Source organism: Embleya sp. NPDC055664 (assembly GCF_053618075.1).
Window position 1 is genome coordinate 1 of the sequence record NZ_JBSHGZ010000067.1, and the last position, 7,898, is coordinate 7,898.

6 protein-coding genes are annotated in these 7,898 nt (G+C 72.7%); 3 read left to right on the forward strand and 3 right to left on the reverse strand.

What is annotated here, in order from left to right:
- Positions 1-138: 138 nt before the first annotated feature.
- From ACWGR4_RS47050 to ACWGR4_RS47060, 3 genes are all read right to left on the reverse strand, one after another.
- Complete coding sequence (locus ACWGR4_RS47050) at positions 139-1,962, reverse strand: MDR family MFS transporter (RefSeq protein WP_452132560.1); 1,824 nt, start codon at positions 1,960-1,962, stop codon at positions 139-141.
- Positions 1,959-2,399 (reverse strand): MarR family winged helix-turn-helix transcriptional regulator, encoded by a 441-nt coding sequence (locus tag ACWGR4_RS47055; RefSeq protein WP_380010375.1) that lies wholly within the window; start codon positions 2,397-2,399, stop codon positions 1,959-1,961. The genes ACWGR4_RS47050 and ACWGR4_RS47055 overlap by 4 nt, the downstream gene beginning before the upstream one ends.
- A 202-nt stretch (positions 2,400-2,601) precedes the next feature.
- Positions 2,602-3,372, reverse strand: coding sequence for a hypothetical protein (locus tag ACWGR4_RS47060; RefSeq protein ID WP_452134343.1), 771 nt, complete (start codon positions 3,370-3,372; stop codon positions 2,602-2,604).
- A 321-nt stretch (positions 3,373-3,693) separates the two neighbouring features.
- Here ACWGR4_RS47060 and ACWGR4_RS47065 point away from each other — a divergent pair, with 321 nt between their 5' ends.
- From ACWGR4_RS47065 to ACWGR4_RS47075, 3 genes are all read left to right on the forward strand, one after another.
- A complete protein-coding gene (locus ACWGR4_RS47065) occupies positions 3,694-4,950 on the forward strand; it encodes a CaiB/BaiF CoA transferase family protein (protein WP_380010416.1) in 1,257 nt (418 codons plus the stop codon).
- Positions 4,951-5,101: 151 nt separating this feature from the next.
- Positions 5,102-6,559: an OB-fold domain-containing protein gene (locus tag ACWGR4_RS47070; RefSeq protein ID WP_452134047.1), complete on the forward strand. Its 1,458-nt coding sequence runs from the start codon at positions 5,102-5,104 to the stop codon at positions 6,557-6,559.
- Between the two features lie 2 nt (positions 6,560-6,561).
- Complete coding sequence (locus ACWGR4_RS47075; protein WP_380010381.1) at positions 6,562-7,755, forward strand: acetyl-CoA acetyltransferase; 1,194 nt, start codon at positions 6,562-6,564, stop codon at positions 7,753-7,755.
- Positions 7,756-7,898: the final 143 nt, after the last annotated feature.

Below are 7,898 nucleotides of genomic sequence, written 5' to 3' on the forward strand. Positions count from 1 at the left end.
GGGGGGGGGGGGTGGGGGGGTGGGGGGGGGGTGGGGGGGGGGGGGGGGCGGCGCGGGGGGGGGGGGGGGGGCGCCCGCCCCCCTCGGGGGCGCCCGGGCCGGCCCGCGGGGGGGCCGGCCGGCCCCACGCAACCGGGGTCAGTCGTTCTCGGGCCAGCGTCTGCCCACCGCGCGGCGGGCGTCCTGTTCGGGTGAGGTCTGCGCTCGGGCGGCCGTACCGGAGCCGGTCGCGGCGGGCTCCCGGGGCGTCTGGGCGTCGGCGGCCCCCTCGGCGGCGCGCTCCGCCTCCTCGGCGGCCTTCGCCTCCAGGCCGGACATGGTGCGCAGCGGTACTTCCTTGATGAAGAAGACCAGGACGAACGCCACCGCCATCACACACGCCGCGATCAGGAACACCAGCTGCATCGCCTCGGAGAAGCCCTCCTTGAACGGCGCGGCCAATCTCGGGTCGAGGTGCTGGATGAACGACGAGTCGCTGAGCACACCGGAGCCCTGCGCGCCGCCGGGACCGGGATGGCGGACCATCTCGATCACCGGCCCGTTGGCCGGATCGGCGAGCACGGCGGGGTCGGAGAGCGCGGACTTGAACGCGGGTGTCTGCGCGTCGCGGGTGAACGCCTTGGCGATCTCCCCGGAGACGTTGCTGAACAGCACGGACAGGAACACCGCGGTACCGGCGGTGGCGCCCATCTGCCGGAAGAAGGTGGCCGCCGAGGTGGCCACGCCCATGTCCCGGGGCGGTACCGCGTTCTGCACCACCAGGATCAGCGTCTGCATGCACTGACCGAGGCCGATGCCGAGCAGGACCATGAACATGCTGGTGGTCACGAGGGAGGTGCCGGCGTCGACGTAGAGCGCGAACAGGCCCATCGCTATCGCCGCGATGCCGGTGCCGAGGATCGGGAAGATCTTGTACCGGCCGGTCTTGGAGGTGATCTGACCGGACAGGATGGACGAGCCCATCATGCCGACCATGACCGGGATCATCAGCAGGCCGGCCTTGGTCGGACTGGCGCCCTTGACGATCTGGAAGTATTGCGGGATCAGCATGAACCCGCCGAACATCGCCATGCCGAAGATGACGCCGATGAGCGACGCCAGGCTGAAGATACGGTCGGAGAACAGGCGCATCGGGATCAGCGCGTCCTCGCCCATGCGGCGCTCGACGAGGATCCAGCTGATCACGCCGACGGCGCCGATCAGGTAGCAGGCGAGCGAGACTCCCGAGCCCCACCCCCATTCGCGGCCCTGTTCGGCGACGATCAGCAGCGGGACCACGCCCATGGCCAGGGTGATCGCGCCGAACCAGTCGATCCGGTGCGGCCGGCGGGTGTGCGGGATGCGCAGCACCTTGCCGACCACGAGCAGCGCGACCACGCCGACGGGCACGTTGACCAGGAAGACCCAGCGCCAGCCCGCGATGCCCAGGATCTCGTCCTGGCCCGCGAAGAACCCGCCGACCAGCGGCCCGAGCACGCTGGAGGTGCCGAAGACGGCGAGGAAGTAGCCCTGGTAGCGGGCACGTTCGCGGGGCGCCACGACGTCGCCGATGATCGCGAAGGCGAGCGACATCAGGCCGCCGGCGCCGAGGCCCTGGAGGGCGCGGAAGCCGGCCAGCTCGTACATCGAGGTGGAGAACGTACAGGCGGCCGAGCCGACCACGAAGATCGTGATGGCCGCGAGGTAGAACGGTCGCCGGCCGTACAGGTCGGAAAGCTTGCCGTAGAGCGGCGTGGCGATCGTCGAGGTGATGAGGTAGGCGGTGGTCGCCCACGCCTGCCGGCTGAGCCCGTGCAGGTCGTCGGAGATGGTGCGGATCGCGGTGGAGACGATCGTCTGATCGAGCGCGGCGAGGAACATGCCGGCCATCAGGCCGTACATGATCGTCATGATCTGACGGTGGGTCAGGCCGCTGTCTCCCGCTGCCGGCTGCGGCCGGACCTGCGGTTTCGTGTCGGTCATGCGGTGGGGCCTTCCGGCGCGCCGGGCGCGGCGTCGCGCGCCGGTGCCTGTTCGCGTTCGAGGTCGTCGTTGAAGCGGGCCAGGAGGTGTACGAATGTCCGGCGTTCGTCGGTGGACCAGTCGCGGGTGACCCGATCCAGCTCGGCCTGGCGGCGGCTGCGGTACACCTCGAACGCCTGCTCGCCGGTATCGGTCACCGCGAGCAGCGTGCCGCGGCCGTCGTTGGGGTCCGGGCGGCGCTCGACGAGGCCGCGCTGGACCAGCGAAGCGATCTGTCGGCTGACCGTGGACACGTCCAGGTAGGTCATCGCGGCCAGGTCGGTGACCCGGCGGGGTCCCTCCATGACGAGATAGGCCAGCAGCAGCCGGTCTCCCCCGTCGGGAATCGGACCGCTTTCGGCGCGACTGCGCGCCTTGGCCGCGGCCGAGAGCCGCATGAGACGCGCGAGTTCGCGTCCCAGTTCGTCGGGTGCGCGGCCGGCTGTCGGCTCGTCGCACGGTGTCGTCGCGGTATCGATGACCGCCCCCCTTGTCGCTCGCCGTGCGTTATCTGCATGGCTCAACCAACAATACAGCCATTCGTCGTCGGGACCGATTCGGTGGTTGGTGCGGGTCGCTTGCGCGGGTGCCGGTGGTCGGCTATTCGGCGGCTTGGGGGGCGTCCGGGCGGGTGGACGCGGGCGGGGGTGGTACGGAGCCGGCGCGTGCGGACGGCAGGGGGCTCGTTCCCGGCCCCGGCCCCGGGCGTGGGACGGACGGGGTGGCCGGACGACCGGTGCCGCTCGCCGGTGGCGTCGCGACCGCGCCCGTCGGCTGCGCGCCGGCCGATCCGGGCCCGGGGCCCGCCTCGGCGCCGTTCGCCGGTGCCGCCTTGCGCCCGGCTGCGTCCACCGGCGCCGGCTTGCGGTCGGCCGCATTCTCAGGTGCCACATCGCGCGCGGTCGCGTCCCCGGGTGCCGAGCCGCGGCGGGTTGCGTCACCGGGTGCCGAACCACGCCCGGTCGCGTCCGGCGGGCCCGAGGCGTTCCCGGACGCGCCCGGGCGGTCGGGCACCGAGTCGGGGGTTGGGGGCGTTTCGGGCGCCGGGTCGCGTCCCGGGGGCGTTTCGGGGGTGGGGGTGGGGGGTGGGGGAGTTGTGGTGGGGGGTGTGCGCTTTGTGGTGGGCTTTTTGGGGGTTGGGCGTTTGTCCGGGTCGCGGTAGCCGAGCCGGCGGAGTTCGTCGAGTGTCCAGCCGCCGGCCAGGGCGTCGGACCAGGCCTGGAGCGCGCGTTGTTCGCCGGCCGCCGCGGCCTGGAGCAGGGGCTCCAACTCGGCGGTGGATGCGGCGAGTTCGCGAATCAGGTCGATGCGCCGGTCGAGCAGGGCACGGGCGGCCGACTCCGCGTCGCGGATCAGAGCGTCGTCGATCATGCGCGCACCGTAATGGAGTCGGGGTCGCCGCGGCCCGCCGACAAGCCGACGAGCCCTCGCGCATCACCCGAACCGGGCGCCCTGCGCGTCCCGCGCGGGTGCGTGACGAGCGGCACGGAACTCGACCCATGCTCATCTGACTGCCCGTCAGCTATGGTGACGAGGTGCCTGTCTCGCGACTATTGGGCACTCGCGCGGGGTGCCCTGTCGGCGCCGCGCCGAGGGTCCGGGTGCCGGGGCCGGCCGCACGGCTGCAGCAGGCTCGGCCGGCCGGCCGACCGCGCGGCACATGTACGACCGCACGACAGGGAGTGAGTGACCATGCGCTTGGGCGAGGTGGCGGGCGCCGACCTGCAACGCTTCGGAAAACCGCTCGACGGGATCCGGGTCCTGGCCATCGAACAGATGCAGGCGCTCCCCTACGCCACCCAGATGTTGGCCCGCCTGGGCGCCGAGGTGGTCAAGATCGAGTCGCCGGGCGTCGGCGAGTCCGGACGCGCCGCGCTGCCGATGATGACCGATCCGCTCGGCCGCAACGTCGGCGTCACCTTCCTGCGCAACAACCTCGGCAAGCGCAGCGTGACCGTCGACCTCAAGCATCCCGAGGGCCGCGAGATAGTGCTGCGCCTGGCCGCAAAGGCGGACATCGTCTGCGAGAACTTCAAGCCCGGCACGGCCGGCCGGCTCGGCCTCGGCTTCGAGGACATCGCCGCCGTCAATCCGCGCGCGATCTACCTGTCGGTGTCCGGCTTCGGCAACACCACCGAGTCGCCCTACGCCTCCTGGCCCGCGTACGCCCCGGTCGCCGAGGGCATGGCCGGCCTGTACGACTTCAAGCGGGACCCGAACACGGCGCCCGTGGTGTCCCCGCTCGGGGCGCTCGGCGACTCCGGCTCGGCGCTGTTCGCGGTGATCGGGGTGCTCGCCGCGCTGCGCCACCGCGACGCCACCGGCGTCGGCCAGTATGTGGACATCTCCATGTTCGACGCCATGGTCGCGCTCAACGACGCGGGCATCAGCTACTGGTCGATGGGGCTCAAGGACCCGGGCCTGGCCCCGCTGATCAACCACTCGTTCCGGGCCTTCGACGGCTACTTCCTGATCCAGTGCGCCCGTCCGCACATGTTCGCGGCGCTGGCCGACCTGGTCGGGAAGCCGGAGTGGCGCACCGACCCCCGGCTGAGCGGGCCGCAGGCCTGGTTCGACCACATCGAGGACATCCTGCGCCCCGGCATCGAGGAGTGGGCCGCGGACAAGTCGCGTCTGCAGGCGTGCGCGGCGCTGAGCGGCGTCGGGGTCGCGTCGGGGCCGGTGTACAACCCGGGCGACGTGATCGACGACGAGCACGTGCGCAATCGCCACATGCTCGTCGAGATGGAGCGCACCGACGGGGAGCCGGCACCGATCCTGTCCCCCGGCAACCCGGTCAAGCTCTCCCGCGTCGCCGAAGGCCCGGAGAGCCGAGTGCCGTGGGTGGGCGAGCACACCGCCGAGGTCTTGGGCACCGAACTGGGCATGTCCCGCGAGGAGATCGACCGACTCGCGGCCGCCGGGGCGATCGGACTGGAGACGCCGTAGCCGACGGCCCGACGCACCGGCCACCGCGGCGGCGACCCGGACACCCGGCGCCGCCACGGCACCACGCAGCAACCGAACAAGCCGGCAACCGAGTAACCGAGCAACCCCAGCAACGCGACGAACCCGAGTGGAACGAGGCGGAAGCAGAGAAATGACGACTGACGGAACCGCAGTTTCGACGGGACGCGGCATCCTCGGATACGGGGCCTACCTGCCCTACCGGCGCCTCGACCGCAAGACCATCGCCGCCGTGGCCGGCACCGGAGGCGGCAAGGGCACCCGTACGGTCGCGTCCTTCGACGAGGACACCACCACCCTGGGCGTCGAGGCCGCCCGCAACACGCTGCGCGCCACGCCCGGGGCCGACCCGCGCGCGCTGCTGTTCGCCACGGTCGCCCCCGCGTACACGGACCGCACCAACGCGACGGCGATCCACGCGGCGCTGCGCCTGGACGGGTCGGTGCCGGCGATGGACGCCGCCGGCTCGGTGCGCTCCGCGGCCGGGCTGCTCCGGCTCGCCCTGACCGGCGCCGACAGCGCGCTCGTGGTCGGCGCGGACATCCGGGTCGGCCTGCCCGGCAGCCCCGACGAGGCGGCCGGCGGCGACGGCGCCTCCGCGCTCCTGGTCGGCGGCCCCGCCGACGGCCCGGTCCTGGCCGAGTACCTGGGCGGCGCCGCCGCCACGGCCGAGTTCGTCGACCGCTGGCGCACCCCCGGCGATGTGCGGTCGAAGGTGTGGGAGGAGAAGTTCGGCGAGAACAACTACCTCGCCGCGGGCCGCCGGGCCTGGACCGACGCGCTCAAGGCCACCGGCCTGACCGCCGACCAAGTGGACCACGCCGTGGTCGCCGGCCTGCACGGGCGCGCGGTCGCCGGCCTCGGCCGCCGACTCGGGCTGCGTGAGGGCGTGCTCGGCGACGACCTCTCGGGCACCGTCGGCAACACCGGCGCGGCGCACCCGGGCCTGCTGCTGGCCGCCACGCTGGAGGCCGCCGCCCCGGGCGCGGTGATCGCGCTGGTCGTGTTGTCCGACGGTGCCGACGTGTTCCTCTTCCGCGCCGGCGACGCGCTCGCGGCCTACCGGCCCACCCGCACGGTCGCCGAACAGATCGCCGGCGGCGCGCCGCTGCCGTACGGGAAGTACCTGGCCTGGCGCGGGCTGCTGCCGGTCGAGCCGCCGCGCCGCCCCGAGCCCGCGCGTACCTCGTCCTCGGCCGCGGTGCGCTCGGTGGACTGGAAGTACGGCTTCGTCGGCGCCCGGGACCGGGAGAGCGGCGCGGTGCACCTGCCGCCGCAGCGGGTGTCGATGACCGGTGGCAACGTGGACGACATGGAGCCGGTGCCCACCGCCGATGTGCTCGGCACGGTCAAGACGTTCACCGTGGACCGGATGGCCTACTCCCCCAGCCCGCCCGTCGTGTTCGCCGTCGTGGACTTCGACAACGGCGGCCGGCTGCCGATCGAGTTGACCGACATGGACGCGAGCGAGGTCGCCATCGGGGACCGGGTCGAGCCGACCTTCCGCCGGCTGGGCACCGCCGACGGGATCCACAACTACTTCTGGAAGGCCCGCCCCATGCGGACCGCCCGAGCCGCCGAGGAGGCATAGGCATGGGATCGCACGGCATCAAGGACCGCGTCGCCATCGTCGGGATGGGCTGCACACCCTTCGTCGAGCACTGGGACCGGGGCACCGACGACCTGCTGATCGAGGCGACCGCCGAGGCGTTCGCCGACGCGGGCGTGGGCAAGGAGCAGGTCGACGCGTACTGGCTGGGCACCGCGCAGTCGGGCATGTCCGGGCTGACCCTGGCCAAGCCGTTGCAGCTCCAGGGCAAGCCGGTCACGCGCGTGGAGAACATGTGCGCGACCGGGTCGGACGCGCTGCGCCAGGCCGCCTACGCGGTCGCGTCGGGAGCGTACGACGTGGCCATGGCGGTGGGCGTCGAGAAGGTCAAGGACGGCGGGTTCCAGGGCCTGAACGCCTTCCCGATCCCCGGCGACGGCACCGCACGCACCCTCACCGCGGCGGCCATGTTCTCGATGGTGGTGCCCGCGTACGGCGAGAAGTACGGGGTCTCCGAGGCGGAGATGCGCGAGGTGCTCTCGCACATCGCGGCGAAGAACCACTACAACGGCGCGCGCAACCCACGCGCGCAGTTCCGCAAGGAGATCGCCGCCGAGAAGATCTCTGCGATGCCCAAACTCGCCGGGCAGCTGGGCGTGTTCGACTGCGCGGGCGTCGCGGACGGTGCGGCGGCGGCGATCGTGGTCCGGGCCGAGGACGCGCACCTGTACACGGACAAGCCGCTGTACATCAAGGCGCTGTCCCTGGTGGCGGGCAACGGCTCGGGGGTGATCGACCCGGAGTACGACTACACCACGTTCCGGGAGATCGCCGCCTGCGCCGAGGACGCGTACCGCCAGGCCGGGATCACCAATCCGCGCGAGGAGTTGGCGATGGCCGAGGTGCACGACTGCTTCACGCCGACCGAGCTGGTCCTGATGGAGGACCTGCGGTTCGCCGATCGTGGCACCGCGTGGAAGGACGTGCTGGCCGGCGCGTTCGACCTGGACGGTCGACTGCCGGTCAACCCGGACGGCGGGCTGAAGAGCTTCGGGCACCCGGTGGGCGCGTCCGGGCTGCGGATGATGTTCGAGGCGTGGCTGCAACTGCGGGGCGCGGCGCCGGCGGAGCGGCGGATCCCGGCGGACGGGCGCAAGTTGGCGTTGACGCACAACCTGGGCGGGTATCCGGGCGACATGGTGTCGTTCATCTCGATCCTGGGGAACGAATTGGGCTGATCCTCGCGGCGGCGGGGTCGACGCCGCGGACCGGTGCTCGGCGTGGGGGCCCCCCCGGGGGCGGCCCCCCCGGTGAAAAAACGGGGGGGGGGGGGGGCGGGGGGTGTGGGGGGGGCCCCCGGGGGGGGGATCGTGGTGGCGGG

Bases quoted from the DNA above. Each gene is read 5' to 3' on its own strand.
- ACWGR4_RS47050 (WP_452132560.1), bottom strand. From the start codon at position 1,962: ATGACCGACACGAAACCGCAGGTCCGGCCGCAGCCGGCAGCGGGAGAC.
- ACWGR4_RS47055 (WP_380010375.1), bottom strand. From the start codon at position 2,399: ATGCGGCTCTCGGCCGCGGCCAAGGCGCGCAGTCGCGCCGAAAGCGGT.
- ACWGR4_RS47070 (WP_452134047.1), top strand. From the start codon at position 5,102: ATGACGACTGACGGAACCGCAGTTTCGACGGGACGCGGCATCCTCGGA.
- ACWGR4_RS47060 (WP_452134343.1), bottom strand. From the start codon at position 3,372: ATGATCGACGACGCTCTGATCCGCGACGCGGAGTCGGCCGCCCGTGCC.
- ACWGR4_RS47075 (WP_380010381.1), top strand. From the start codon at position 6,562: ATGGGATCGCACGGCATCAAGGACCGCGTCGCCATCGTCGGGATGGGC.
- ACWGR4_RS47065 (WP_380010416.1), top strand. From the start codon at position 3,694: ATGCGCTTGGGCGAGGTGGCGGGCGCCGACCTGCAACGCTTCGGAAAA.